This is a genomic window from uncultured Friedmanniella sp. (assembly GCF_964244005.1).
In the GTDB taxonomy this organism is placed as follows: domain Bacteria; phylum Actinomycetota; class Actinomycetes; order Propionibacteriales; family Propionibacteriaceae; genus Microlunatus.
Genome location: NZ_CAXTHG010000013.1, coordinates 1 through 22223 on the forward strand (window position 1 = coordinate 1; position 22223 = coordinate 22223).

At 71.4% G+C, this 22223-nt stretch carries 26 protein-coding genes; 11 read left to right on the forward strand and 15 right to left on the reverse strand.

What is annotated here, in order from left to right:
* The 4 genes from ACFE76_RS10010 to ACFE76_RS10025 all read left to right on the forward strand — a co-directional run.
* Window positions 1-914: urease subunit alpha (locus tag ACFE76_RS10010; protein WP_375431607.1), on the forward strand; the 914-nt coding region annotated here is incomplete at its 5' end.
* Window positions 915-924: 10 nt separating this feature from the next.
* Complete coding sequence (locus tag ACFE76_RS10015; protein ID WP_375431608.1) at window positions 925-1599, forward strand: urease accessory protein UreF; 675 nt, start codon at window positions 925-927, stop codon at window positions 1597-1599.
* The gene (gene ureG, locus ACFE76_RS10020) at window positions 1592-2347 is read left to right on the forward strand and encodes an urease accessory protein UreG (protein WP_375431609.1); all 756 of its coding nucleotides are present in this window, start codon (window positions 1592-1594) and stop codon (window positions 2345-2347) included. The genes ACFE76_RS10015 and ureG overlap by 8 nt, the downstream gene beginning before the upstream one ends.
* Window positions 2344-3099, forward strand: coding sequence for an urease accessory protein UreD (locus tag ACFE76_RS10025; protein ID WP_375431610.1), 756 nt, complete (start codon window positions 2344-2346; stop codon window positions 3097-3099). Before ureG ends, ACFE76_RS10025 begins: the two co-directional genes overlap by 4 nt.
* Here ACFE76_RS10025 and ACFE76_RS10030 read toward each other — a convergent pair.
* The 5 genes from ACFE76_RS10030 to ACFE76_RS10050 form a co-directional block, all read right to left on the reverse strand.
* Window positions 3096-3911 (reverse strand): hypothetical protein, encoded by an 816-nt coding sequence (locus ACFE76_RS10030; protein WP_375431611.1) that lies wholly within the window; start codon window positions 3909-3911, stop codon window positions 3096-3098. The genes ACFE76_RS10025 and ACFE76_RS10030 overlap by 4 nt on opposite strands.
* Window positions 3912-4088: 177 nt before the next feature.
* Window positions 4089-5861 carry a cytochrome bc complex cytochrome b subunit gene (locus tag ACFE76_RS10035; RefSeq protein WP_375431612.1) on the reverse strand — a complete coding sequence of 591 codons (1773 nt, stop codon included), beginning with the start codon at window positions 5859-5861 and terminating at the stop codon, window positions 4089-4091.
* Complete coding sequence (locus ACFE76_RS10040; RefSeq protein WP_375431613.1) at window positions 5861-6970, reverse strand: Rieske 2Fe-2S domain-containing protein; 1110 nt, start codon at window positions 6968-6970, stop codon at window positions 5861-5863. The genes ACFE76_RS10035 and ACFE76_RS10040 overlap by 1 nt, the downstream gene beginning before the upstream one ends.
* Window positions 6967-7782: a c-type cytochrome gene (locus ACFE76_RS10045; RefSeq protein WP_375431614.1), complete on the reverse strand. Its 816-nt coding sequence runs from the start codon at window positions 7780-7782 to the stop codon at window positions 6967-6969. The genes ACFE76_RS10040 and ACFE76_RS10045 overlap by 4 nt, the downstream gene beginning before the upstream one ends.
* A gap of 88 nt (window positions 7783-7870) precedes the next feature.
* Window positions 7871-8485 carry a heme-copper oxidase subunit III gene (locus ACFE76_RS10050; RefSeq protein ID WP_375431700.1) on the reverse strand — a complete coding sequence of 205 codons (615 nt, stop codon included), beginning with the start codon at window positions 8483-8485 and terminating at the stop codon, window positions 7871-7873.
* A 254-nt stretch (window positions 8486-8739) separates the two neighbouring features.
* Here ACFE76_RS10050 and ACFE76_RS10055 point away from each other — a divergent pair, with 254 nt between their 5' ends.
* Together ACFE76_RS10055 and trpD are read left to right on the forward strand one after the other, a co-directional pair.
* The gene (locus ACFE76_RS10055; RefSeq protein ID WP_375431615.1) at window positions 8740-9165 is read left to right on the forward strand and encodes a hypothetical protein; all 426 of its coding nucleotides are present in this window, start codon (window positions 8740-8742) and stop codon (window positions 9163-9165) included.
* A gap of 25 nt (window positions 9166-9190) precedes the next feature.
* Window positions 9191-10273 carry an anthranilate phosphoribosyltransferase gene (gene trpD / locus ACFE76_RS10060; RefSeq protein WP_375431616.1) on the forward strand — a complete coding sequence of 361 codons (1083 nt, stop codon included), beginning with the start codon at window positions 9191-9193 and terminating at the stop codon, window positions 10271-10273.
* A gap of 240 nt (window positions 10274-10513) precedes the next feature.
* Here the strand turns inward: trpD and ACFE76_RS10065 are convergent, their stop codons facing one another.
* Window positions 10514-11386 (reverse strand): DUF2510 domain-containing protein, encoded by an 873-nt coding sequence (locus ACFE76_RS10065; RefSeq protein WP_375431617.1) that lies wholly within the window; start codon window positions 11384-11386, stop codon window positions 10514-10516.
* Between the two features lie 80 nt (window positions 11387-11466).
* Between ACFE76_RS10065 and ACFE76_RS10070 the strand changes: the two genes are divergently transcribed.
* Window positions 11467-11877 carry a pilus assembly protein CpaE gene (locus ACFE76_RS10070; protein ID WP_375431618.1) on the forward strand — a complete coding sequence of 137 codons (411 nt, stop codon included), beginning with the start codon at window positions 11467-11469 and terminating at the stop codon, window positions 11875-11877.
* A gap of 18 nt (window positions 11878-11895) precedes the next feature.
* Here ACFE76_RS10070 and ACFE76_RS10075 read toward each other — a convergent pair whose 3' ends face one another.
* From ACFE76_RS10075 to ACFE76_RS10085, 3 genes are all read right to left on the reverse strand, one after another.
* A complete protein-coding gene (locus ACFE76_RS10075; protein WP_375431619.1) occupies window positions 11896-12573 on the reverse strand; it encodes a prepilin peptidase in 678 nt (225 codons plus the stop codon).
* Between the two features lie 34 nt (window positions 12574-12607).
* Entirely contained in the window at window positions 12608-13096 is a 489-nt protein-coding gene (locus ACFE76_RS10080) for a hypothetical protein (protein ID WP_375431620.1), read from the reverse strand.
* A gap of 179 nt (window positions 13097-13275) precedes the next feature.
* Window positions 13276-14457, reverse strand: coding sequence for a hypothetical protein (locus ACFE76_RS10085; RefSeq protein WP_375431621.1), 1182 nt, complete (start codon window positions 14455-14457; stop codon window positions 13276-13278).
* Window positions 14458-14729: 272 nt separating this feature from the next.
* On the opposite strand from ACFE76_RS10085, the gene ACFE76_RS10090 reads away from it, so the two are divergent.
* Window positions 14730-15245, forward strand: coding sequence for a peptidylprolyl isomerase (locus ACFE76_RS10090; protein WP_375431622.1), 516 nt, complete (start codon window positions 14730-14732; stop codon window positions 15243-15245).
* Between the two features lie 68 nt (window positions 15246-15313).
* Window positions 15314-16090: a rhomboid family intramembrane serine protease gene (locus tag ACFE76_RS10095; RefSeq protein ID WP_375431623.1), complete on the forward strand. Its 777-nt coding sequence runs from the start codon at window positions 15314-15316 to the stop codon at window positions 16088-16090.
* Between the two features lie 13 nt (window positions 16091-16103).
* On the opposite strand, the gene ACFE76_RS10100 is transcribed toward ACFE76_RS10095, so the two are convergent.
* The 6 genes from ACFE76_RS10100 to ACFE76_RS10125 all read right to left on the reverse strand — a co-directional run bounded on the left by ACFE76_RS10100 (window position 16104) and on the right by ACFE76_RS10125 (window position 20437).
* On the reverse strand, window positions 16104-16241 hold the full coding sequence (locus ACFE76_RS10100; RefSeq protein ID WP_375431624.1) for a hypothetical protein: 138 nt from the start codon (window positions 16239-16241) through the stop codon (window positions 16104-16106).
* Window positions 16234-16509: an Lrp/AsnC family transcriptional regulator gene (locus ACFE76_RS10105; protein WP_375431625.1), complete on the reverse strand. Its 276-nt coding sequence runs from the start codon at window positions 16507-16509 to the stop codon at window positions 16234-16236. Before ACFE76_RS10105 ends, ACFE76_RS10100 begins: the two co-directional genes overlap by 8 nt.
* 52 nt (window positions 16510-16561) lie before the next feature.
* Window positions 16562-17356, reverse strand: a complete 795-nt coding sequence (locus ACFE76_RS10110) for a maleylpyruvate isomerase family mycothiol-dependent enzyme (RefSeq protein ID WP_375431626.1) — start codon at window positions 17354-17356, stop codon at window positions 16562-16564.
* A 208-nt stretch (window positions 17357-17564) separates the two neighbouring features.
* Window positions 17565-19289: a DEDD exonuclease domain-containing protein gene (locus ACFE76_RS10115; protein WP_375431627.1), complete on the reverse strand. Its 1725-nt coding sequence runs from the start codon at window positions 19287-19289 to the stop codon at window positions 17565-17567.
* A gap of 339 nt (window positions 19290-19628) precedes the next feature.
* Window positions 19629-19994: a hypothetical protein gene (locus ACFE76_RS10120; RefSeq protein ID WP_375431628.1), complete on the reverse strand. Its 366-nt coding sequence runs from the start codon at window positions 19992-19994 to the stop codon at window positions 19629-19631.
* The gene (locus tag ACFE76_RS10125) at window positions 19991-20437 is read right to left on the reverse strand and encodes a class I SAM-dependent methyltransferase (protein ID WP_375431629.1); all 447 of its coding nucleotides are present in this window, start codon (window positions 20435-20437) and stop codon (window positions 19991-19993) included. The genes ACFE76_RS10120 and ACFE76_RS10125 overlap by 4 nt, the downstream gene beginning before the upstream one ends.
* 128 nt (window positions 20438-20565) lie before the next feature.
* Between ACFE76_RS10125 and ACFE76_RS10130 the strand changes: the two genes are divergently transcribed.
* Both ACFE76_RS10130 and ACFE76_RS10135 read left to right on the forward strand, forming a co-directional pair.
* Window positions 20566-20802: a hypothetical protein gene (locus tag ACFE76_RS10130; protein WP_375431630.1), complete on the forward strand. Its 237-nt coding sequence runs from the start codon at window positions 20566-20568 to the stop codon at window positions 20800-20802.
* A gap of 372 nt (window positions 20803-21174) precedes the next feature.
* On the forward strand, window positions 21175-22191 hold the full coding sequence (locus ACFE76_RS10135; protein WP_375431631.1) for an NlpC/P60 family protein: 1017 nt from the start codon (window positions 21175-21177) through the stop codon (window positions 22189-22191).
* Window positions 22192-22223: the final 32 nt, after the last annotated feature.

A 22223-nucleotide genomic window follows, 5' to 3' on the forward strand; every position in this document is an offset into this window, starting at 1 on the left:
ACGCCCTTGCCGACCGGTCGATCTCGGCGTTCCACGTGGAGGGCGCCGGCGGCGGCCACGCCCCCGACATCCTGACCCTGGCCGGGCTGCCGATGGTGCTGCCCGGGTCGACGAACCCGACCCTGCCGCACACCGTCAACACCGTGGCCGAGCACCTCGACATGCTGATGGTCTGCCACCACCTCAACCCGGCCGTCCCCGAGGACCTCGCGTTCGCTGAGTCCCGGATCCGGGCCAGCACCATCGCTGCCGAGGACCACCTGCACGACCTCGGCGCCATCTCGATCACCTCCTCCGACGCTCAGGCGATGGGCCGGATCGGTGAGGTCATCACCCGCACCTGGCAGGTCGCGCACCTGATGAAGCACGTCCGGGGCGAGATGAGTGGTTCGCTGCCTGCTGACAACTTCCGGGCCCGGCGGTACGTGGCCAAGTACACGATCAACCCCGCGATCTCCCACGGCGTCGACCACGAGATCGGGTCGGTCGAGGTGGGCAAGCTGGCCGACCTGGTGCTGTGGGACCCGCGGTTCTTCGGCGTCCGGCCGAGCATCGTGATCAAGGGTGGCGGGATCGTGGTCGGTGCCCTGGGCGACCCGAACGCCTCCATCCCCACCCCGCAGCCGGTGCTGATGCGGCCGGCGCTCTACTACGGCAGCGGCTCCTACCGGTCGCAGACCTACGTGGCGCCGGCCGCCCTCGACGCGGGGCTCGCCGACGAGCTCGGACTGCGACGCCAGCTGGTGGCCGTCCGGTCAACCCGCGACATGGGCAAGGCCGACATGGTGCTGAACGACGCCCTGCCGCAGATCGTCATCGACGCCGAGACGCACCGGATCGAGGTCGACGGCGACGAGATCACGCCCGACCCGGCCCGCGTGCTGCCTCTGGCCCAGCTGTACAACCTCTTCTGATGGGTCCCTCGTGACGGGTGCCCCGTACCTGACGATGCTGCTGGCTGACGGTCGGCTGCCCACCGGGGCACACACCCAGTCGGCGGGGGTGGAGCCGGCCTTCGGGGCGGGCATGGCTCTGGCCGAGGTGCCCGACTACGTGACCGTCCGGCTGCGGACGGTGACCGAGGTCGAAGCGGCGGTGGCTGTGGTGGCTCGCCACCTCTGGCTCGAGCGACCGCCCGGCGACCGTACGGCTGCCCTGGTCGAGCTCGACGGGGCGTGGCGCGCCCGGACGGTGTCCGACGCCCTGCGCGACGCCGCCGACCTGCTCGGTCGCAGCTATCTGCGGCTGGCCGCCTCGATCTGGGACCTCACCGAGCTCTCCGCCACCCGCCGGACCTGGTGCCGCGGCCTGGTGGTCGGCGCCACGGCGGCGGCCGGTGGGCTCTCCGCGGCGGAGACGGCCCGACTGGTCGCCTTCGAGGACGTGCAGACCGTCCTGGCCGCTGCCCTCAAGCTGGTGCCGTTCGACCCCAGCCAGGGAGTGGCCTGGGCGGTCCACGCCGGACCCGAGGTCGAAGATCTTGTCCGGCGGGTGGCCGGGCTGACGTCCGTGACCGACCTGCCCGCCCCGAGCGCCCCGCTGATCGAACAGTGGGGCCAACGACACCGTGACACCGAAAGGCGGCTCTTCCGTGCCTGATTTGTCTGGGCCTAATCCTTCTGGGCCTCACTCCAAGACCCCCACCCGTGCCCTTCGGCTGGGGGTAGCCGGCCCGGTGGGGACGGGCAAGAGCTCCCTCATTGCGTTGCTCTGCCGCGAGCTCGGCCAGGTGCTGAGCGTTGCGGTGATCACCAACGACATCTACACCGACGAGGACGCACGGTTCCTCCGCTCGGCCGGGGTGCTCGACCCCGAGCGGATCCGGGCGGTGGAGACCGGCGCCTGCCCGCACACCGCGATCCGGGACGACGTCAGCCAGAACCTGCTGGCGGTGGAGGACCTGGAGCGAGACTTCGACCCGGTCGACCTGGTCCTGGTGGAGTCCGGCGGCGACAACCTGACCGCCACCTTCAGCCCGGCGCTGGTCGACGCCCAGTTCTTCGTCCTCGACGTCGCCGGCGGTGGTGACGTTGCGCGCAAGGGCGGTCCCGGGATCGCCCGCGCCGACGTGCTGGTGGTCAACAAGACCGACCTGGCGCCTTACGTGGGCGTCGACGTCCCGCAGATGGTGCACGACGCCGAGCACGCCCGCGACGGCCGACGGGTGATCGCGCTGTCGCGGACCGATCCCGCCTCGATCGCGGCCCTGCGCGGCTGGGTGCTGGACACCCTGCGGAGGTTCCGCGCCGGTGAGCTGGTGCCCACTGACCCGGGACCGATGGCGCCGCACAGCCACGCCGACGACCTACCGCACAGCCACGCTCGCGGCGAGGTCCACGCGCATTGAACGTCGGCTCGCTCTCGCCGACCGTCGTCACCGTCACCCTCGAGGGGGGTCGGTTGCGGACCCGGCTACGGACGGGGCTGCTCCGCCCCCAACGGCTCCACGGACCCCCCGACCGCTGCCGGATCGGTCTGCTCGCCACTTCCGCCCTGCTGCTCGGCGGCGACGGCGTGCGGCTCGAGGTCGACGTTGGCGACGGTGCGACGCTCGAGCTGGTCGACGTGGCCGGCACGGTGGCCTACGACGGACGCGGCCGACCGGCCGGCTGGGACGTCCGGGTCCTGGTCGGTGCGGGCGGTCGGCTGCACTGGAGCGGCGCCCCGTTCGTGGTGGGCGACGGTGCCGACGTCACCCGGACGCTCGAGCTCGACCTGGCCGAGGACGCTCAGGGCCTCGTGCGCGAGACTCTCGTGCTCGGTCGCGCCGGTCAGCTCGGGGGTCGGGTCCGCAACGTGACGACGGTCCGGCGGGCGTCGCGCCCGGTACTGGTGGAGGACACCGAGCTGGACCCGGCCGGACACCGCCGGCTGCCGGGGATGCTGGGCTCGGCCCGTGTGCTCGACACCGTGATGGCTCTGGGAGTGCCGCTGCCGCTCGCGCAGCCGACGGACCCGGCCGACCTGGGACGGTTCCGGCTCGCCGACCCCGGGTCCGGACTGCTCCGCTATCTCGGGGCCGACCTCGACCGGTCGCCCCTGCACCACCTCTGGGCCGCGACGACGCTCTCGCCGCGACCCCTGGTGGCTCCGCGCTAGCCGGTGCCCTGCTCCGTACCCGGCTGGCCGCCTGCGTCCGCGCCCGGCTGGTCGCCCGTGTCCGGCTCGGGGGTGGCGCCCGTGCTGGGCGCGGCCGTCGCACTCGGCGTGGCCGACGGGGCCGGCTCGGTCGCGGAAGGCTCGCTGCTGGGCTCCGAGCTGGCACTCGCGGACGGCTCGGCGGCCCTCGGTGTGTCAGTGACCGACGAGCTGGGGGAGGCGCTCGTGGCACCGCTCGGATCGGTTTTCGGAGCAGCGGGCCCGCCCTCGGCAGCCTGGGTGATGGTCGTACCCTTGCCGCCGGACAGCGACTGGCCGCTCGCCAGCTCCAGTCCGGTCAGGACCGCGGCGGCCAACGCGAACGCAGCCAGCGCGCCCAGCACGACGTTGCGCCAGCGCACCCGCCGGAGCGCGGTACCCGTAGGAGCGGCGACGGGAGAGCCGGCCGGACTGGCAGCAGCGCCAGCAGGGGAGCCTGCTGGCTCCTCGCTCGAGCTCGCATCCCAGCCGGACTCCGGGGGGCCACTCACCGGGGCGGGGGAGCCGTCGGTCCGCCCGCGCAGGACGGTCCGGACCTTTTCGCGGGTGGTCTGCAGGGAGGCTGTGTAGAGGTTGCTCGCGACGGCGGCCACGATGCTGGCGACGGCTGCGCCGCCGATGGTGCCGGCGAGGCTCAGTCGGGACCCCAGGAAGGCGGCGGTCATGGCGGCCAGTGCTCCGCCCATCACCTGGGTGAACGACAGGTCAATCTTCTTCTTGGCCGGGGCGCCGGGGTCGTGCTGGGAGGCGGGTGGTCGTAGTTCGGTACTCATGTCCTCAGTCCGTCTCGGGCGTGGTCGAGCACTCAGGGGGTGCTCGTCGTCCAACCCGTGCCAACGTCGGGGTCCTGCTGATCGTTGCCGGCTCCAGCGACAAGTGACCGAACGCACAGACGCTCCCGACCCAAGCAGGGTCGGGAGCGGCCGTGGACGAACAGGCGGTGCAGTCGGTCAGTCGGCCACGTTCTGGTGGCCTGTCCCCGCCGCGATGGCGTGGTGACCGTTGCCGCTGCTGTCGGTGCTGCTGATCTGGTGCCCGTCGCCGTCCTCACCGCCGGACACCTCGTGACCGTTGCCGTGGTGGGCGGCTTCCTCCAGCTCGGCGGCGTCCGGCTTGCGCAGGTCGTCGACGAAGTAGAACCGGGTCGCCCGACGCCGTAGCTGCTCGAGCCGCAGCTGCTTAGCGGGAACGTCGGACTCAGCCGCCGGCAGCAGCGCCGGGTTCTGCTGGTGCTGGGTGAGCGCGTACGCCTCGCCCGTGCTGATCGGCGCGTGCCGCTCGGAGTAGGAGCCCGAGGGGTCCCGCTCGATGATGCCGGTCTCGGCCCCGTGCAGCAGCCGGTCACGGTCGGCCCGCTGCAGCCCGATGCAGATCCGCTTGGTGATCAGGAACGCGAGCACCGGAGCGACGAAGACCGCCACGCGCAGCACGTAAGTGACCGTGTTCAGCGACACGCGGAACTGGGTGGCCACGAGGTCGTTCCCGCCGCCGATCCAGAACATCGAGTAGCAGGTCATCGCCGCGACACCGAACGCGGTCCGCGTCGGGTTGTTCCGGGGACGCTCGAGGATGTGGTGCTCGGTCTTGTCGCCGGTCACCCAGCCCTCGATGAAGGGGTACGCGGCCAGCAGGACGAAGAACAGCCCGAGCAGCCCGATACCGGGAATGGCGACGTTCCACGACCAGGTGGTCCCGCCGAGGTGCCACTCCCAGTTCGGCATGATCCGGATGGCGCCCTCGACGAAGCCCATGTACCAGTCAGGCTGCGAACCCGCGGTGACCTGTGAGGGGTTGTACGGCCCGAACATCCACACCGGGTTGATCTGCATCAGCGCACCCATCAAGGTGATGACGCCGAAGACGATGAAGAAGAAGCCGCCCGCCTTGGCCATGTAGACCGGGAAGATCGGGTAGCCCACGACGTTGCCCTCGTTACGGCCGGGGCCGGGGAACTGGCCGTGCTTGTGGTAAACGACCAGCGCGAGGTGGGCGGCGATCAGGCCGAGAATCAGGGCCGGGACGAGCAGGATGTGCACCATGTAGAGCCGGGGCACGATCAGGCTGCCCGGGAACTCGCCGCCGAAGACGAAGAACTCGACCCAGGTCCCGACCAGCGGGACGGAGCGGACGAGACCGTCGACGAAGCGGAGACCAGTACCTGAGAGCAGGTCGTCCGGCAGGGAGTAGCCGGCGAAGCCTTCGATGATGCCGAGGAGCAGCAGGCCGACACCCAGCACCCAGTTGATCTCACGCGGCTTGCGGAACGCGCCGGTGAAGAAGGTGCGCAGGCAGTGGGTCAACATCGCGGCCAGGAACAGCGCAGCGGACCAGTGATGCATCTGGCGGACCAGCAGACCGCCCCGGATGTCGAAGGACAAGTTCAGCGTGGACTCGTAGGCCTCCGACATCGGCAGTCCGCGGAGCAGCTGGTAGGTGCCCTCGTACTCGACCTCCCCCATCGACGGCTTGAACCAGATGGTGAGGAACACCCCGGTGATCAGCAGCACGACGAAGGAGTAGAGCGCGACCTCACCCAGCAGGAACGACCAGTGGTCGGGAAAGACCTTGCGGATGAAGGGGCGGCTGAGGGTAGCGACGCCCAAGCGCTCGTCTGCCCACTTCGCCGGCCCGGACGCGGCCTTGAAGACCGGGCCGAGCTGCTTGTCGGGGACGTGCGCTTCGACGGCCTTCTGGTCGTCCACAGTTGAAGCCGGTGTGGCCATCAGTTGTCGCCTTCTTTGAAGTCGTGGGTCGAGTTCCGCTCGAAGAAGCTCGGGCCGACCGGCACGGTGAAACCGCTCCGGGCGACGAGATATCCTTCGGCGTCGGTGGTGATGGGCAGCTGCGGCAGCGCACGCGCTGCCGGGCCGAAGACGACCAGACCCGAGTTGCCGAGGTCAAAGGTCGACTGGTGACAGGGGCAGAGCAGGTGATGGGTCTGCTGCTCCCACAGGCTGATCGGGCACCCGACGTGGGTGCAGATCTTGGAGTAGCAGAGGATCCCGCCGACCTGCCAGTCCTGGCGCGAGGCGGGGATCTTGATCGAGTTGGGGTCCATCCGAACGATGATGATCGAGGCCTTGGCGCGCTGAGTCAGCTCGTCGGTGCCCTCGAGGTCCTTCAGGTTTTCCGGCTGAGCGTTGACCAGCTGGCCGATGACCATCTCACTGGCCTTGATCGGCTCAAACGTGACGTCGTGGCAGAGCCGGATCCCCTCTTTCCAGATCGTCGTCTCGATCGTCGCCGCCCGCAGCCGCTTGGTCGGCTTGGGGCCGAGGTCGGCGAAGCTGACGATCAACGGCAGGGCCAGGGCGCCGAGAGCGCCGAGAAGGCTGTAGCCGAGGATCTTGCGGCGTCGGATGCCGGACTCGTCCGTACCGGCCTCGAGCTCGCGGAGCACGTACTGGACGTCCTCCTCGGTCGACGCGGCTCCGTGCCGGTAGTCGACCATCTCGTGGTCGTCCATCAGCTGGCGACCCCACTGGACTGCGCCGACACCGATCAGCAGCAGCGCCATCCCGGCTGTGAGGCCGAGGCCGATGTTCTTGGCGTTGGCGTGCAGCGGGCCGAAGTCGACGAACATCGAGGTCGGCACGGCGAAGTAGATGACGACGAACCCGATCGCCAGCACCGGGACGAGACCGAACATGGTCGCGACCTGGCGGGCAGCCCGGTCGGCAGCCTTGTCGTCGACGTCGGTCAGCCGGGGCAGGTGCTCCTCAGGGCCAGGGTCGGCCACGGGGTAGCGCGGGTCCTTGACGGTGTCGAGCTCGGCCGCGTGCTGGGCCCCGTCATCGACGTCGTTGCCGTCACGGTGGGTGAGATCGGTCATTTCGCCTTTGCTCCCTTGGCTGCGATCCAGACGGCGATGCCCATCAGGCTGCCGAGGCCCAGGATCCAGGCCCAGAGGCCTTCCGACACCGGACCGAGGCCGCCGAGGCTCAGTCCGCCTTCGTTCGGCTGCCCGTGCAGCGTGTTCAGGTAGGCGATGATCGCCCGCTTGTCCTCAGGTCGGACGACGCCGTCGGAGAAGACCGGCATCTGCTGCGGTCCGGTGATCATGGCTTCGTAGACACGACGGTTGGGCACGTCGTACAGCGACGGCGCGTACTTGCCGCCGGGCAGTGCACCGCCGGCACCCTCGAAGTTGTGGCAGGCCGAGCAGTTGGTCCGGAACAGCTCGCCGCCCCGGGCGACGTCCTCGGCGCTCACGTTGGCCGGGTCGTAGTCGGCGGGGGCCGGCACGTCCGGGCCCGGGCCGAGGGATGCGACATACGCCTCGAGCTGGGCGACCTCTTCGGGGGTGTACCGGTTGGGCTTCACCGGGGCCTGCGCCTCGGGCTTGGCCATCGGCATCCGACCCGACGACACCTGGAAGTCCACGGCAGCCGCTCCGACTCCCGCCAGCGGCGGCCCCTGGATCTCACCGCTCGCCTGGCCCTCGCCGTTCAGACCGTGGCAGGAGGCGCAGCCGACCGCGAAGAGGGCCTTGCCCTCGGCGACCTGCTGGCTGGTCCCGGTGTCGGCTGATACCTGGGGCGCCGGCGCGAACACCGTGTAGAGCGCGCCCATGACGATGAGCCCGAGCACCAGCAGCAAGGCCTTCGCTGCGGGGTGTCGTCGTCGTGAGGACAGGAATCGCACGGGTGGTGCCTCTCGGATCTGCTCGGTCTGCTGAGCGGGCTGATGAGTATTCGGTTGTGTGGGTGGGCGTGGATGCGCCCGAACGGTGCTACTTGAGGATGTAGATGACGCCGAAGAGAGCGATCCAGACCACGTCGACGAAGTGCCAGTAGTAGGACACGACGATCGCGCTGACCGCCTGCTCGTGGGTGAAGGTGCGCGCCAGGAAGGTCCGGCCCAACAGCAGCACGAAGGCGATCAGACCGCCGGTCACGTGCAGGCCGTGGAAGCCCGTGGCCAGGTAGAAGACCGAGCCGTACACGTCACTGGAAAGCGTCATCCCCTCAGAGATGAGGGTGGCGTACTCGAAGACCTGGCCGCCGACGAAGAAGGCGCCCATCACGAACGTGAGCACGTACCACTCGCGCAGACCCCAGTCGCGGTACGGGTGCAGGGTGAGGATGCGGCCGGAGCGGGCGACCTTCCCGGCCTCGGCCGCGAACACGCCCATCTGGCAGGTGAAGGAGCTCGCCACCAGCACGCTGGTGTTGATGACGGCGAAGGGGATGTTCAGCAGCTCCGTCCGCTGGTCCCACAGGCTCTCGAGGCCGCCGCCCGCCGCTTGGGCGTTGGTCACGTTCCGGATCGTGAAGTACGCCGCGAACAGGGCGGCAAAGAACATCAGCTCCGACGCCAGCCAGACGATGGTGCCGACGGCGACCATGTCCGGACGTCCGGGACGACCCCGCAGTCGGGACTGGGGAATGGGGTGCAGGGCCGATTCCGGCTTGGTCATCGAGCCTGAGACGGCGTGCGAGTGTGAGGCCACGCGCTCATTATTGCCTCAGGATCCCAACAGGTCACCCTGGGGCGCGCGACAGGTTTCCGAACTGCCGTTCCGCCAGGCGCTGCGGGGGTCTGGCCGACCGGATGGCTTAGGCTGCTGGCGCCCGCCAAACAAGGGGAGACGATCACCCGATGAGCACGAGTGCGCCGCCGCCGCCGGCTCCGCTGACGATCCTGCTGTACGCCTCCGACCGCTTGACGCGGGAGAACGTCCGGCTGGCGCTGGGGCGCCGGGTCGCGCGCGACCTGCCGGAGGTCCGGGTCCTGGAGGTGGCCACCCAGCCTGCGGTGATCGTCGCCATGGACGCCGGCGGGATCGACCTCGCGATCCTCGACGGGGAGGCCGTGCCCGGCGGGATGGGCGTCTGCCGCCAGCTCAAGGACGAGGTGTTCGACTGCCCGCCCGTGCTGGTGCTCACCGCGCGCCGCGACGATGCCTGGCTGGCGACCTGGTCGCGGGCCGACGGCGTGCTCGCCCACCCGGTCGACCCGATGCGGCTGCCGGACGTGGTGGCCGGGCTGCTGCGCGGCTCCACGGCCGCCGCCTCGTCGGTCTGAGCTCCCCGGTGAACGTGAGGTTCTCGTGAGCTGGCCGGAGCTGCTCAGCTCCCTCGTGCAACGTCGCGACCTCTCCAGCACCGACACGGGGTGGGCGATGCGGGAGATCCTGAGCGGGGCCGCCACCTCGGCCCAGCTGGCCGCGTTCGCGGTGGCGCTGCGGAGCAAGGGCGAGACCGTCGAGGAGATCGCCGGCCTCGCCGACACGATGCTCGCCTTCGCGACCCCGATCACGATCACCGGGCCGGCTGTGGACGTCGTCGGCTCGGGCGGCGACCGGGCCAACACCGTCAACATCTCGACCATGGCCGCGGTCGTCGCCGCGGCCGCCGGCGCGCGGGTGGTCAAGCACGGCAACCGGGCGGCGTCCTCGGCGTGCGGGTCGGCCGACGTGCTCGAGGCGCTCGGGGTGGTGCTGGACCTGCCGCCTGCGGCTCAACAACAGGTGGTCGACGAGGCGGGCATCGCCTTCCTCTTCGCTCCGCACTACCACGCCGGGCTGCGGCACGCCTCCGCCGCGCGGCGCGAGCTCGGCATCCCCACCACGTTCAACTATCTCGGCCCGCTGGCCAACCCGGCGCAGCCGCACGCCCAGGCCGTCGGGGTCGCCGACGCCCGGATGGCCGCGTTGATGGCTGGGGTGTTCGCCAGCCGCGGGCACCAGGGCCTTGTCGTGCACGGCGGCGACGGCCTCGACGAGCTGACCACGACCACCAGCTCCCGCGTCTGGGTGTACGTCGACCACGCGGTGACCGTGACCGAGGTGGAGCCGCTCGACCTCGGGCTGCCGCGGGCGACGGCTGCCGACCTCGTGGGTGGGGACGCCGCCCACAACGCTCAGGTCGTCCGGGACGTGCTCGACGGCGCGGGCGGGCCGGTGCGCGACATCGTCCTGCTGAACGCCGCCGCCACCCTGGTGGCCGCCGCCGGTCCGCAGCCGGAGCGGCTACAGGCTCAGTTCGGCGAGCAGCTGGTGCACGCCGAGACCGCCGTCACCTCCGGCGCGGCTCGCGAGACCCTGCAGCGGTGGATCGCGGCGACCCAGGCCGCCCGGCCCTCGCGCGAGCAACGCGCCCTGAGCCGGGGAGCGCGTCCTTCGACGGGCTGACAACGCCCGGAAGGGGCGGCGAACCCGGCGGCGCGCCCCGACCCTGCCTTCGACAGGTGACACGAAGATCGCCTGGAGCGAGCACCGAGGGCAGCAACGCGCCCCGGGCTTGTCGAGGGCCCGACAGGTTTGCGCCAGGTCGTGCTCACGGTCAGCGCAACCTTGGCAAGGGCGTTCGGTCGATCTCAGGGCGCCTGTGGCTGAGCGTCGGCGACGAGCACGAGCCGTAGGCCCGGATGCTCAGCCGAGGGCGAGAGTCTTCAGCGACGAGGCGGCCAGGTCCCGTACCTGGTCGTCCGCGTCGTCGGGCACCGAGCTGACCGCCGCCACCACCGACCCGTCATCCAACCCGACGAGCACGGCGGTGAGGTCGTCGTAGCGGCTGGGCAGATCGTCGATCGTGTAGTGCACGCGCGCGGTCACCTTCACGCCCGGGTGGCCGTCCACCGCGTGATCGGTGACCCTGACCTGGCTGAGCCGGGTGCTGCTCTTACGGTAGAAGGCCTGGCACATCCCCCGCAGGGCCGCCTGGGCCCGGACCTGCAGGTCGGTGCCGCCGCCGGACAGCCGGGCCAGCAGCACAGCCGAGGACCAGGTGTCGGTGCCGTCGTAGCGGGGGTGGACGGGCGCGCTGGCCACGAACAGCATGTCCATCAGGTCCGGCATGTCGCGGGCGTCGGGGACGAGCTCGTACGGCGCCCCGGGCAGCAGCAGGGTCGCGGCCCCGATCCTCGCCTGCCGCGTCTTCTCGTCCAGCGACCCCACCACGCCGGCGTCGGTCGGCAGACTGGTGGCCGGCGTGGCCGAGGCGGCAGCAGGCACCCGGGTCCCGCGCTTCACCGACGGCGGGTCGTGCCAGATGAGCAGGCCCACACCGACCGTCGCGCTCAGGAACAGCGCCAGACAGAGCACCAGAGCCACCAGGGCGCGGAAACGGGAGTGTGGTCGGCGGGTGAGGTCGTCGTCGGGAGCCGCCGGCAGCTCGGTCCGGGGGCTCGGCGCGCGAGGTGACTCGCTGATGGCGTCGGTCCAGCCGCCGCCGTCCCACCACCGGTAGAGATCGGAGGTGCCGGCCGGGTCGGGATACCAGCCAGGCCGCGGGGCACCACTCACCTCGTGAGCCTAGACCAGTCGACAAGCCTGACCTGGTTGTGCGCCATCGCCCGGCTGGCGCCGCAGGTCATAATCGGGGCGTGATCTCACGCGACCTCGCCATCGAGCTGGCTTCGCACCTGACCTGGACCCCCGCCAACGGCGACCAGTTCTTCATCCCGCGGCCGGAGATCTCCGACTCCGTCTTCACCCTCAGCGACATGGTGGTCGAGCTCGTCGCCGCCTACGGCGAGACACGCTTCCACTTCAACGGCACCGTCGAGTGGGCGCTGGACTCGGTGGAGTCCGACGCCGCGGTCTGGCTGCCGCGCGAGGACCAGCTGCGGGACCTGCTCTCCCCGTGGTTCTTGTCCTTGGACGCCTCGGCGGCCGGCTTCGAGGTGACGGTCAGCGGCCCGGGCCGCGCCCACCACACCGCGGCCGAGGCCGAGGCGGCGGACGCCTACGGCCGGGCGTTGCTCTACGTGCTGAGCGCGGCCCGGGTCGCCTGAGGCGTTCCCCGCCAAGGCTCAGCGGGCGAGGGCCTGCACGAGGGCGGCAAGGTAGGCACCGCCGAGCATGGCCGGCGCATACGGAAAGCTGCCCCGCCGACGGCTGACCAGGCGGCCGAGGCCGTGCACTCCGCCCAGCAGCGAGCCGGCCAGCAGGGTCCAGAGCAGCAGCTGGCTGCTGTCGGCTGCGGCGGCGGCGCCGAGGAGCGGGGCGAACCGGACGTCGCCGTAGCCGACGCCACCGCGGGTGAGGACCCAGACCAGCAGGTACATCCCGCCGGCGAGGCTCGCGCCCAGGCCGGCCCGCAGCAGCATCGACCAGCTGCCGGCCAGCGAGGCGCCGATCAGGGCCGCGACCGTCATCGCGGCCCAGCAGACGTGCACCAGGGGCAGCGGCAGCCAGGTCGTGGCGGCGTCGATGGCGGCCAGCAGCACCCCGCCGACCGACAGCACCGACCAGAGCGGCTGGACGGCCGGCGGCAGGGTCGTCCAGGCGACCGCGGACGCGACGGCGGCAGCGAGGGCGCAGCGCAGCACGAAGGAGCTGCTGGCCAGGCTGAGGTAGGTCACCTTGGGTCCGTCGGCCGGGGGCTCCGTCGGCTCTGGTAGCCAGCTCAGCACGGGCCGGACGACCGCCGCGCAGAGCAGCGCGGTCACCAGCACGGCCAGGCTGAGCAGCAGCTGCGACTGGTTCACCCCGAGATCGTAGGAGAGCGGGCCGGCCGCCGGCTCAGGCCGCCTCCCGGACCAGGGCGGCACGGGAACGGTGCGACGAGCCGGTACTGGCCGGAGCCGGAGCAACTCGAGAGCGGGTGAGCACGACCAGCCGGAGCGCCACCAGGGCAGGGCACCAGACCAGGGAGCCGTCCAACAGGTCGTCGAGTACGGACCGCACCACCCCGAGCTGGTCGGCCAGCGCCGCAACGGTCGTCCCGTCGGCCAGCAGTCGGAGCAGTCGAGCCACCGGCTCGGCGGCGGGGACATGGCTGCTGCGCAGCGACTCTGCGTGCTTGGGCGCCACGTTGAGCAGGGCGATCGCGGTCGCCCGGCTGATCCGGCGCACCGGCTTGCCGCGACGACCGACCAGCAGCGTCTCGGCCGCGCGGCCGGACACTCCGGCCAGCGTGGCCACCTCGTGGGTGCTCAGGTCGCCGATCGCCATCAGGTGCTGCAGGTGGGCCCGGAACGGTCCGGCGTCGACCCAGCTCGTCGTGGTCATGGTCATCCCCTCGTATGTGGTCCTCATACGTGGGGAAGGCCCGAAAAAGGGGCCCGATGTTAACGAGCGACGGCCAGTTTCTCAGCAGGTGGGACGGATTCTTCGAGGGGAGGGCACCGACAAGACGACACTGCCCCCGCCGGGATCCCGGCAGAGGCAGTGGTGGACGAGCTGTCGGGTCAGCCCTGGGCCCGGATGAACCCGGAGCGCTCGGCCGCTTCCTCGCTGTCGAACCAGACCTCGGCGACCGTCTGGTCGTAGCCACCGCCGTCGGGCAGGTGGTACTTCATCGAGTTCTCGTTGCCCTTGATGACGAAACCCTCCGGCGGCTCGTGGCCCACGTAGGACCCCGGTCCGTACGGAGACACCGGCGCCTCGCTGGTCGTCTCGTCGGCTTCAGGTACCTCGACAACCTCCGGGGTCTCCTCGACCGGCGCGAGCTCGTCGGTGGGGACGACCTCCTCGTCGAGGGGAGCGACCTCCTCAACCAGAGCGTTTTCCTCAACCGGGGTCACCTCGTCGAGCGGGGTCACCTCCTCGACCGTGTCGTCGGCCGCGGCCAGGTTCTCGGTCGCCACCGCGGCACTGTCGGCTGCGGCCGCGGTGGGGCCGGCCGGAGCGGGCGGGCTGTAGGGGGCGGACGGCCGCGCGGCCTGCCAGCCCGAGTCCTTGCTGGCCCCGAGGAAGCGGCGCGCGACCAGGGCCACGACTCCCGCCACCGCAGCCACCACGGCGAACCGCTTGAACCAGCTGCCGCTCTTCTTCTCCTCGACCTCAGGCAGGTTCAGCTCGCCGCGGGCGGCGGCGAGGGTCGCCCGCCCCCGACGGGTGGCCTCGACCGCGATCGGTGAGGCGGCCGCTGCGGTGAGCGCGGTCGACAGCCGGGGGAGCAGCTCGTCGGAGACCCGGTCGCGGGCCGCCTCGACGGCCGGGCCGAGCTTTTCGGCCGCTTCGTGGGCCGCCAGGGCACCGCCCGCCGCGAGCGGTGCGAGCCGCTCTGCCGCGAGCCCGGCCTTGTCGGCGACGGAGTGGGCGTAGGGGGAGACCCGGTCGGCCGCCTGCTGGGCGTACGGGGTCACGGCCTCGACGGCCTGGTGGGCGAACGGTGCGGCAAAGGTCACCGCCTGGCCGGCGATCGGGACGACCCGTTCGGCGGCACTGTGGGCCAGCGGAGCCGCCTTGGCGGCGGCGTTCTGGGCGAACGGCACGGCGACCGCAGCTGCGGTCTGGGCCAGCGGTACGGCCTTGGCGGCGGCGTTCTGCGCCAGCGGGACGATCTTGTCGGCCGCGACCTGGGCCAGCCCGGCCGCAGCCGAGGTGGACGTGCTCGGGGCGGGGTCGACGCGTGTGGAGCGCTTCACGTTTCCTCCGTGGGGTGATGAGGCGTTGGCGACGCGGGGACGGGTGCCGGGGCGGGCGGATCCGTCCACCCCTCGGAGGAACAACGTACCGCCAGGCCTCGCCAGGCCGACGGGTGCGGGGGCCTCGGCCCGGTTTCCTCGGCTGCGGCTGGTGCGGCCGGCTTGCGAACGTCTGGGAGGATGGATGCGCACATTCGCCTCCGGCCGGACGCCCCGCCAGGGGCCTGTCCTCTCCCGGCCCCGCCGCACGACCAGCAGAAAGGTGCCCTGACGTGGCCCAGACCGCCATCCTCCACACCAACCACGGTGACATCACCATCAACCTCTTCGGTGACCACGCCCCGAAGACCGTGGCCAACTTCGTGGGGCTCGCCACCGGCACCCAGGAGTACGCCGACCCGCAGACGGGGAAGAAGACCACCGGCAAGTTCTACGACGGGGTGATCTTCCACCGGATCATCGAAGGGTTCATGATCCAGGGCGGCGACCCGCTCGGCACCGGGACGGGCGGTCCGGGCTACACCTTCGCCGACGAGTTCCACCCCGAGCTCGCCTTCTCCAAGCCGTACCTGCTGGCCATGGCCAACGCCGGCCCGGGCACCAACGGCTCCCAGTTCTTCATCACCCTCGGCGCGACCCCGCACCTGAACCGTCGGCACACCATCTTCGGTGAGGTCGCCGACCAGGCCAGCCGCGACGTGGTCGACGCCATCGGCGCGGTGCGGACCGGCCGCAGCGACCGGCCCGTCAACGACGTGGTCCTCCAGTCCGTCGACATCACCGAGTGAGCTCGACCCCGGCCGGCCCGGACTTTTCTCCGCCCGGCTTCGTCGGGTGCTACCAGCACCCGGAACGGATGACGGGAATCCACTGCCAGCGGTGCCGGCGGCCGATCTGCGGTGAGTGCATGCAGCCGGCCTCGGTCGGGTTCCAGTGCCCGCGCTGCGTCTCACGTGGTCGGGCGGGGGTACGGACACCGAAGCGGTCCTTCGGCGGCGCGCTCAGCCGGGGCGGGGGGACGGCCGCCAAGGTGGTGATGGTGGCGCTGACCGCGGTCTACCTGCTCGATTTCATCGCGGGCGGACTGCTCCAGTCGGTGCTGGTGATGAGCAACTACGACGTCACCGGCGGCCAGTTCTGGCGGCTCGTCACGGCCGCCTTCACCTCCGGCAGCCTGCTCGGGCTGCTGATGAACCTGCTGGTGCTCTGGCTCGCCGGTCGGGCGATCGAGTCCGAGGTCGGCTCATGGCGCTTCGTGGCGCTCTTCCTGGTCGCCGGCCTGGGTGGGACGACCGTCTTCTTCGTGTTCGGCCCCTTCGCCGGGGCGGCGCTCGGAGCCTCGGCGGCGGTCGTCGGGCTGCTCGCGGCCAACGCCCTCGGCAAGCGCCATACGGGTGAGGACATCCGGGCCGACGTCGGGCTGCTGGTGCTGCTGGTCCTCTACGCCGTCCTGGTGGGGTTCGCCAGCTTTGGCTGGCTGACCCTCGTTGGCGGTATCGCCGTCGGCGCCCTGGCCGGCTGGATCCTGGCGTACGCTCCGCGGCGCCACCGCGCCACCATCCAGGTGCTCGGGCTGCTCGCGGTCGTCGTGGCCTGCGCGGCCGCCGTCGCCGCCAAGCTCAGCCTCTTCTAGGCTGACAGGTCGGCTAGAGAGCCGACGCCGGGCTCAGGTCGAGCGGCTCCATCGAGCCGCTCCGGGTGGTCAGCAGGGCGACGACCAGCGTCAGGACGAGCGCAGCGGGCAGGGCGACCCCCACCACGGTGAGCGTGCGGGCGCTATCCACCGAGGGAGAACGCCGCCTCGAGGTCGTGGGCGGAGTAGGCCCGGAAGGCGATGTGGGTCTCGGTGCTGACCACGCCCGGCACCCGGTTGAGCTGGTCGGCCACGACGGCGGCGATCTCGTCGAGGTGGCTGACCCGGATCATCGCGATCAGGTCGATGGCCCCCGTCACGGAGTAGACCTCGCTGACGCCGGTCAGCGCGGCGATCGCCTCGGCGACCTGGGGGATCTGGGCCACGTCGGCCTTGACGAAGACGATGGCGGTGACCATGGGCTCATCGTAGTGTCCGGACCGGGGTCAACACCGAGCCGGGCGAGCGGGCTCACTGGACGCCCGCAGCGACCACCTCGCGCAGGCCGGCCAGGACGGCGACGTCGCCGCTGAGTCCTACGTCCCCGAGCGGCGGCCGGCCCCACAACCAGCAGTCCAGGTCGGCGGCGGAGGCGGTGACCGTGGCGACCGCCGGCAGCAGGTGGTCGACCGGGGCGATCGCGAGCGTCGGCCCCTCCTGCTCGTGCCCCTCCTCGTCGGTGCCGGCGTACCGGGCGAGATTGACCGCCCAGCGGTGACCGGTGTCGCTGCTGACCACCCGCAGCGTCGCGTGCTCGTCCACCGTCAGCGTCGCCCAGCTGGGGGCGCCGCCGAACATCACCCGCAGCGCCTCATCGACCCCGTCGGCGGCCAGGGCGGCGTCCATCGGGGTGCGCGCGCCGGTCACGCACTCAGCGTCGACGCGGTGGATCAGCGCCTCGTGGGCCTGGCGGCGCAGCACGAACCCAGCCGACTGGTCCTCGGCCCACGTCCAGACCGGCGTCGCGGGCGGGGTCCGCCGCAGCACCTCGACCAGGTCCCGGGCGCACCGGTCGGCCGTCCGTAACAGCTCGGGGAAGCCCGTCGGCCGGCGGAGGTCCTCGGCCTCGACCTCGGCCAGCGTCGTCCGTTGCTGGCGGACCACCGCCGCCCAGAAATACTGCACCTCGGTCAAGTGCCAGACCAGGTCGGCGACGTCCCAGTCCGGGCAGGTCGGCACGGCGGCGTCGGGCTTCGCCGACTGCAGCACGGCCCGGAACCGGGTCGACTCCGTGCCGATGTGCTTCACGAGCTCGAGGTCGGACATGTCGTCACCATAATGTCCGTGCGCCGGCGACCGCCGCGCCCAGCCGCGGCCGAGATGCTGTGGTTGCACCTGAGGTCCGGAGTCTTCTCGTGGTCACCACCGGGTTGCCGCGACCGTCCTGGTGGCCGGCGGCGTCGTCCTCGTCCCCTTGTGGGTCGTGGCCGCCCGGCCAGGCCGCCCGGCCAGGCCGCCCGGCCAGGCCGCGCGGTCACGCGTCCACCCCGGCTCGGGACCCGAGGGCGTGCTCGACCAAAGCCTCGTGGTCGATCACCGCGTGCAACGGCCAGGCCCAGTCGCCGGTGATCTCGATCAGCCGAACGCCGGGCTGCTCCAGCCAGTCGCAGATCCGTTCCGCCTCCTCGATGCTCGCCGCGGGTAACGGCGTCGGCGCTGCCCGGACGCTCTCGGCGGTCGCACGCAACGACCGGGCGACGGCTTGGGGCACCTCGTACGGCCCCGACCGGCCCGCGGCGGCCAGCCGACCGTGCCGGACGACGTGGATCTCCCAGTCCGGGCCGTCCCGGCGGGCCGCGACGATCTCGGCGCAGCCGGCCAGGGCGCTCACCCGGTGGAAGCGGGCGCCGGTCCGGGTCAGTGCCTCCAGCCGGCGGCGGATCGTCGCGGCCTCCTCGAAGCGTTGCTGGTCGATCAGCCGCAGCAGCCGGCTGCGTACCCCGATGACGGCCGGTCGAGCGTCCGCGGCGAAGGCGTCGCGGACCTGCTCGACGACCTCGCCGTACCTGTCGCGGGAGATCGTGCCGTCGCAGGGGGAGCAGCAGCGCCCCATCCCCGCCAGCGCGCACGCCGTACCTCGGCCGGCCGCGCTCAGCCGAGGGGTGCACTGGCGCAGCGGGAAGCTGTCGTAGACCGCGAGCACGACGTCCTCCGCGGCTTGGCGGCGGGAGAAAGGGCCGAAGTAGGTGGCGCCGTCGTCGCGTACGGTCCGGACGACCGACAGCCGCGGGAACACCTCCTCGGTGATCTTGATCCACTGCACCCGCTCGGGGTGCTTGGACCGACGGTTGTACCGGGGAGCGTGCGCCGCGATCAGCCGCAGCTCGGTCACGTCGGCCTGCAGCCCGGTCGCACAGGGCACGGCTTCGACCCCGGTGGCCACCCGCACCATCTCATCAATCCGCGGCCGCTTCTCCGCCGCGGTGAAGTAGCTGCGTACCCGGGTGCGGATGTTCTTCGACTTGCCCACGTAGAGGACCTGGCGCTCGCCCTCGTGCTCGGCGACGAAGAGATAGACCCCGGGCCCCTCGGGCAGGTCGGCGGCCCAGGTGCGTTTCGCCCGGCGCTGCGGTGAGACCCGGCGGGTGAACTCCTGCAGGTCCTCGATGGTGCCGACGCCGAGGTTGCCGACCCGTTCGATCAGGCCGTGCAGCACGTCGACGGTCGCCTGGGCGTCGGTGAGGGCCCGGTGGTTGGGGGTGACAGGCGTGTGGAAGTGGGCCGCCAACGTGCTCAGCTTGCAGTTGCGCACCTCGTCGCGCAGCAGGATCTGCCGGGCCAGCGCGGCGGTGTCGACCACCGGCCAGCGCGGGAACGGATAGTTCAGCGACGAGCACGCCCGGCGCAGGAAGCCGACATCGAACGGGGCGTTGTGAGCCACGATCACGGTGCCGGCGGCGAAGGCCAGGAAGGCGGGCAGGACCTCCCGCAGCGGCGGGGCTCCGGCCACCATCGTGTTGGTGATGCCGGTCAGCACGGCGATGAGGGGCGGGATGGCCGAGCGGGGGTTGACCAACGTCTGGAACTCGCCCAGCACCTGGCCGCCCTGGACCTTGACGGCGCCGAACTCGGTGATCATGTCGGTCTCCGCGCCGCCGGTGGTCTCGAGGTCGACGACGCAGAACGTCACCTCGGACAGGTGCGTGCCGAGCTCGGCGAAAGAGCTCTGGAGGGCGGGTGCCGGTGCAGGTCTGACCACGTCCGGAACCCTAAGTACGACCTCTGACAGTTCTGGGGTGCGCGACTCCGATGCCCAGCAGTCCGACGGGTCGTGGGCGGCGGCCGCCTGCTCGTCGGCCTTGATGTGCGGCGACGCAGCCTGCGTGTGCGTCGCCGGCGCGCGGCACCAGCTGCCAGCCGACCACCGCGGCCACGGCCACGAGCCCCCCGTCACTGGGACCAGCACCCGACTCGGCCGGGCGTTGGTACGCCGACGCTACCCAGGTCCGGACGAGGCCGACCTCAGGTGGCCCCAGGGTCCAGGCGGCAGGGGTTCGGGCGGCAGGGGTTCAGGCGGCAGGGGTTCACGCGCAGGGGATCAGGCGCGGGCGAGCACCTCACCGTGCAGCACGGCGAACCAGGCACCCGGCTGTTCACCCCAGGCTCGCCAGGCCGTGGCGAGGTTCTCGAGCTCGTCAGCGTCGCTGAGCCCGAGGGCGACCGCGCGTTCGCCGAACGCCGACGTCGTCACCCGCTCGGACCACGTCCCGCACCACCAGGCGAGGTCCTCGGCGGAGGCGAAGCACCAGACGGAGGCGCTGCTGGTCACCTCGGTGAAGCCGGCCTCGGCAGCCCAGGACCGCAGCCGGCGGCCGGCGTCGGGCTCGCCACCGCCCGCCCGGGCGAGCTCCTGGTACAGCGCCAGCCAGCGGGTCAGCCCTGATGAGCGGGGATGCCAGGTCATCGCGGCGTAGTCGGCGTCGGGGCGGCCACCAGTCCGCCCGGTCGGCACACCCGCCGCATCTCAGCGAGCGCGGCCACCGGGTCCACCAGGTGCTGCAACACCTGGTGGGCATGCACGACGTCGAAGCTGTCGTCGGCGAAGTCGAGCGCGTACACGTCGCCGACCGCCGCCGCCACGGCGACTCCCTCGCGGGCCGCGAGCGCACGGGTGGCCTCGACGGCCGCGTCCGCGTTGTCGATGCCGGCCACCGAGCCCTCGGGCAGCCGACACGCGAAGTCGACGGTGATCGTGCCAGGACCGGTACCGACGTCGAGCAGCCGTAGGTCGGGGCGGAGGTGGGGCAGTAGGTACGCCGCCGAGTTCTCCGCCGTCCGCCACCCGTGCGAGCGGAGCACGGAGGCGTGGTGGCCGTGGGTGTAGGTCTCGGTGGGCGTCGCGGTCACGTGGTGATCCTGCGTCTCCGAGCTGGCTTCCGACCGCTGGTTCCCGGTCCCTGAGACGACGACGAGAAGAACTGTCAGTGGCTCCCGGCACAGTCATGACCCGGGGCCGACGAGACGAGGAGTTCGAGATGGATGTGCTGCACGTGGACTGCGACAGCTGTGTGGCGAGGGGGCCGACGTGCGACGACTGCGTGATCAGCGTGCTGCTGGGATCACCGGTGCACGGAGTCGACCTCGACGGCGACGAGCAGGCCGCGCTGACCGCGCTGGCCGACCAGGGTCTGGTGCCGCCGCTGCGGCTGGTGCACGGCGCCCGGCCAGTTCGGTCGGTCCAGTCACCGCTGACCTGGCAGGACTATGCCTGACCGGCGCCGGGCGCGAAGCAGCACAGGATGGCGCTGGAGCAGTTGCCTGTGACCTTTTCGTGACCTAACCTGAGACCTCGTCGGTCGTGGTGTCGTACACTCGAATTTCTGAGTGGACGGTGCACGGGGAGACGAGTCCAGCTCGGGGGAGCAGGTACGTACGGGTCAGCGGCTCTGCCGCGGGACCTGCGCTGTGCTGCCAGCCACCCGGAACACTGGATGTTGCTGGACGAGCTGGGCCGACCGAAGGGAAATGTTCGCGTGACTTCACGCCACCGCGAGACGAGTCGCGACGCGAGGCGCTTTGGCGCCGCTCGAGGTTCGCGCGCCCTGCGGAGGCTGGTCGTCGGTGCTTGCACCGTCGCGCTGACGATGACGTTCGCCCTACCCGGTGCGCAGCCGGCCCAGGCGGCCCCCACCGCTCTCACGGTGGCCGAGGCCAAGGCCCAGATCGAACAGCTGCAGACCGAGGCCGAGGTCATCGACCAGGACTACGTCGGGGTCCAGCAGCAGATCGCCGACGGCAAGGCTCAGCTGGCGCTGAAGCAGGCTGACGTCGAGGCTCAGACCGCCAAGGTGGCGCTGATCAAGCGCCAGGTCGGCCAGGTCGCACTCGCCCAGTTCCAGAACCGCAACGTCGACACCGCAGCCCGGATCTTCTTCACCTCCGACAGCGACAACCTGCTCAGTCAGGTCTCGACCGTCGAGAAGGTCAGCCAGAACCAGAACACGGTGTTGCAGGACTACCAGGAGCAGCAGGCCGCTCTCGCCGAGCTCGAGCACTCGACCGAGACCGACCTCGCGGTGCTGACCGACCAGCAGAAGCAGCTCACCAAGCTGCGGGCCGAGTCGGTTGCGAAGATCGCTGAGTCCAAGAAGGTCCTCGCCAAGCTGACGGCCACCGAGCAGGCCGCTCTGGCCGCAGCGGACAAGAAGGCCGCCGACGACGCCAGGGCCAAAGCCGAGGCGGGTCTGACCGACCCGAGCGCGGCGCCGACCGACGACACGTCCGGAACCTCTGACATCACCGGCAGCGGCCGCGGAGCCACCGCGCTGGCCTTCGCTCGAAAGCAGCTGGGTAAGCCGTACGTCTTCGCCGCGGCCGGTCCGAACTCCTACGACTGCTCGGGGCTGACCATGGCCGCCTGGCGCGCAGCCGGCGTCACCATCCCGCGCATCGCCGCCGCGCAGAGCAAGCAGGGAAAGGTCGTCAGCAAGGCTGACCTGCAGCCGGGCGATCTCGTCTTCTTCTACGACGCCTCCAACCCCAGCCACGTCGGCATGTACGTCGGTAACGGCCAGATCATCCACGCCCCGCACACGGGCTCGGTGGTCAAGTACGCGCCGCTGTCGTCGATGCCGTTCGTCGGCGCCCGCCGCCCCGGCTGAGCGTTCTCGGTATGGCCGTGACCCACCCGTGG

Coding starts and splice junctions, on each gene's coding strand:
- ACFE76_RS10035 (WP_375431612.1), bottom strand. CDS start 5,861: ATGGCCACACCGGCTTCAACTGTGGACGACCAGAAGGCCGTCGAAGCG.
- ACFE76_RS10095 (WP_375431623.1), top strand. CDS start 15,314: ATGACGGGAATCCACTGCCAGCGGTGCCGGCGGCCGATCTGCGGTGAG.
- ACFE76_RS10135 (WP_375431631.1), top strand. CDS start 21,175: ATGACGTTCGCCCTACCCGGTGCGCAGCCGGCCCAGGCGGCCCCCACC.
- ACFE76_RS10050 (WP_375431700.1), bottom strand. CDS start 8,485: ATGGTCGCCGTCGGCACCATCGTCTGGCTGGCGTCGGAGCTGATGTTC.
- ACFE76_RS10080 (WP_375431620.1), bottom strand. CDS start 13,096: ATGACCACGACGAGCTGGGTCGACGCCGGACCGTTCCGGGCCCACCTG.
- ACFE76_RS10055 (WP_375431615.1), top strand. CDS start 8,740: ATGAGCACGAGTGCGCCGCCGCCGCCGGCTCCGCTGACGATCCTGCTG.
- ACFE76_RS10105 (WP_375431625.1), bottom strand. CDS start 16,509: ATGGTCACCGCCATCGTCTTCGTCAAGGCCGACGTGGCCCAGATCCCC.
- ACFE76_RS10130 (WP_375431630.1), top strand. CDS start 20,566: ATGGATGTGCTGCACGTGGACTGCGACAGCTGTGTGGCGAGGGGGCCG.
- ACFE76_RS10030 (WP_375431611.1), bottom strand. CDS start 3,911: ATGAGTACCGAACTACGACCACCCGCCTCCCAGCACGACCCCGGCGCC.
- ACFE76_RS10040 (WP_375431613.1), bottom strand. CDS start 6,970: ATGACCGATCTCACCCACCGTGACGGCAACGACGTCGATGACGGGGCC.
- ACFE76_RS10110 (WP_375431626.1), bottom strand. CDS start 17,356: ATGTCCGACCTCGAGCTCGTGAAGCACATCGGCACGGAGTCGACCCGG.
- ACFE76_RS10120 (WP_375431628.1), bottom strand. CDS start 19,994: ATGACCTGGCATCCCCGCTCATCAGGGCTGACCCGCTGGCTGGCGCTG.